Here is a 2,343-nt window from a genome sequence, read left to right as displayed (position 1 = left end):
TAAGCTCTCTAGCGCCGATGGTAGTTGGGACCTTGTCCCTGTGAGAGTAGGACGTCGCCAAGCAAAAACCTAAGTCGTTTCGACTTAGGTTTTTTTGTGTTTATTTTTATTGCTTGAAATATAAAGGTAAGAATTACCTTTTGTGAAAATATAATCGAGATGTAAAAAGAATATTTGTAATCTTACATAACCTTTTGTGTTTTTAAAGGATTTTACATAAGAAAAAATCTATAATTAAGGTAGTTAACATATATTTTTGATGGGTGTGGGGGATTATGAAAGAAATATGCATGTTATTAGTGGCTGTTATATTATGGGGGACAGCTATTGCACCAACAAAATGGGTGTTAGAATCTATTCAGCCGTTTACTTTGTTGTTTATTCGTCTTTTCTTTGCAGGTGGAATTTGTATGCTATTTTCATTTAAGCAACTACAAAAATCAGTTGTACATAAAAAAGTTCCATGGCAAAGAATGAGTTTGTTAGCCTTTACCGGTGTAGCTGGGTATTTCATGTTCACATCGTATGGTATTTCTTTAACAAGTGGATTACATGTTAGTATCATAGATGCTGCATTACCATTAGTTACAATTCTTTTTTCAGCATTCTTCTTGAAAGAGAAAATTCGATTGAATTATTGGATAGGGATTATATTGGGTACTATAGGAGTACTCTTTATTACGATTCCATCTAAAAGTGCTGATCAAGAAGTGTCTTTAATAGGAGATATACTGATATTATTAAGTACTTTTCTATTTGCTTTCTACACGGTTTTGCTAAAACAACCAAAACAAGAACAGTATTTATCAAACGAGGTTTTTACAACATTAACTTTAATTATCGGAGCTGTTATTCTATTACCGTTTGCACTGGTAGAAATTCTTTATTACGGTTTACCAAAGATTGAAACTTGGAAAACGGGACTTAGTGTAATATACCTTGTTATTGGAGCAACAATTTTAGCATATTGGTTTTGGAATAAAGCGCTAGAGAGAGTTTCAGCATCAGTAAGCGGATTATATTTAAATGCATTACCATTAATAAGTATCGCTACTTCAATTATTCTATTAAATGAGTCTCTGACATGGAGGGTAATAATGGGAGCGAGTTTAGTTTTAATCGGAGTAGGATGGGCGGATAAGCAAAAGTTATGTAATCTATTAAAAGGTAATAAGGTGGAGAATAGAGACTGTTAAACAGTATGATTTATATAATTGAAATGTTAAAAAGATACCTTATATATGAGGTATCTTTTTTATTTAGCAAAGATAATAGACTAAAATTAGTATGGATATTCTTTGCTGTATTTATATGTGTCGAAATCATTTTGAAATATTGTTTGAACAAGTTGTATACATTCAGTATCATAAAAGCTTTCAAAAGTTGGATGACGGGGAAATAAAGGATCAGTAATATCAGCTTCGCTAAAATTTCCTTTATAAATCATGGCGGGAGTTTGATGATGCCATGATGTTGAGAACTCATTTATTGGTGCGGTTTTTAATTCGAAACGCTTTTCTAATTCTTTCATTTCCTGATCGAAGTTTTCTAAGTATATATAATTGGTCACATATTCTTCTTCACCAGCTATATATTGTTGTGTGAAATGTGGGTTAATATCACTTGCGTGAGCCCCTTTCATAAATAGATAGTATAAAAATTGTTTGAATGAGATCCCTTTGGGGGAATTTTCATCTTGATATAAAAACTTTCGGATGGGTTTCCATTCCGGATTTTCCATATAAGGAGGTCCAATTAAGGACACGAAAGAACTGACTGCTCTCCTATAAGGGTTACGAACAAGTTTAAACGTTTCTTTTTGTTTTTCTCGTAACGCTACACCTAGTCGTACACTATAGGCAGGTGTACTTTTGTATATATCGTATTCAAAATTATGAATGAAAGGACTATAACTTAGAGCTGTTTGCAATAAATCAATCTGGTAAAAGAACCAATTGGCAAGAGAAGTGCAACCGCTTTTTTGACTCCAAAATAGAATGATGGGAAACTTCCTATGATAGTGTGGGCTTCTTGAATGGGCGCTTATGGTGTTTAATAAATAAGGATTGAACAAGTTCTACACTCCTTTCACTTGTTTTACTGATATGTATGAGGAATAAAGAGGTGGTATGAGAGTCTTTTTCATCTTTTTTAAAAAAATGAAAGATTAATATTGACTATTAGTATATATAGTTGTAATATAGAACAAGTCGCCGATGACATTAACGTCGCAAGCGACAAACGAAATAAAAAACTTAGTTGACATTAACTAACGAAGATGTTAACATAAGGAAGTCGCAAATGAGCGACCAAGTAGTTCTTTGAAAACTGAACGAAACAAAC

Annotated in this window: 2 protein-coding genes; one reads left to right on the top strand and one right to left on the bottom strand. The window is 32.7% G+C overall.

What is annotated here, in order from left to right; all coding sequences use genetic code 11:
* Positions 1-275: 275 nt before the first annotated feature.
* Entirely contained in the window at positions 276-1,196 is a 921-nt protein-coding gene (locus MR160_RS33435) for a DMT family transporter (RefSeq protein WP_000658297.1), read from the top strand.
* An 86-nt stretch (positions 1,197-1,282) separates the two neighbouring features.
* On the opposite strand, the gene MR160_RS33430 is transcribed toward MR160_RS33435, so the two are convergent.
* Positions 1,283-2,074 carry a sulfotransferase family 2 domain-containing protein gene (locus tag MR160_RS33430; RefSeq protein WP_000483044.1) on the bottom strand — a complete coding sequence of 264 codons (792 nt, stop codon included), beginning with the start codon at positions 2,072-2,074 and terminating at the stop codon, positions 1,283-1,285.
* Positions 2,075-2,343: the final 269 nt, after the last annotated feature.

Origin of the sequence: Bacillus cereus group sp. BfR-BA-01382, from assembly GCF_022663475.1 — a bacterium.
GTDB lineage: Bacteria > Bacillota > Bacilli > Bacillales > Bacillaceae_G > Bacillus_A > Bacillus_A thuringiensis_S.
This window is presented reverse-complemented; position numbering and strand designations above follow the sequence as displayed.